The sequence below is a fragment of the Telluria sp. AZSoR62 genome (genome assembly GCF_058111565.1).
Window position 1 is genome coordinate 1 of record NZ_JBYTST010000155.1, and the last position, 356, is coordinate 356.

The 356-nt window shown below is 56.2% G+C and carries 1 protein-coding gene; it reads left to right on the forward strand.

The window, feature by feature from the left end:
- Positions 1-356, forward strand: a 356-nt coding sequence (locus AC3XQU_RS23315; RefSeq protein ID WP_489876527.1) for a hypothetical protein, incomplete at both ends; no start/stop codon positions are given.

Sequence of the window (356 nt, forward strand, 5' to 3'; positions counted from 1 at the left end):
CGAAAGAGAAGGTTATCGACCGTCACGGCGTAGAAGTCGATCAAGAGTCGTTCAACTCGATGTACATGATGGCCGACTCGGGCGCACGGGGTTCTGCTGCGCAGATCCGTCAGCTCGCCGGTATGCGTGGCCTGATGGCCAAGCCGGACGGTTCCATCATCGAAACGCCGATTACTGCGAACTTCCGTGAAGGTTTGAGCGTACTTCAGTACTTCATCTCCACTCACGGTGCTCGTAAGGGTCTTGCGGATACCGCGTTGAAAACCGCTAACTCCGGTTACCTGACTCGTCGTCTGGTAGACGTTGCGCAAGACTTGGTTGTGACTGAAGTCGACTGCGGCACCGAACACGGTCTG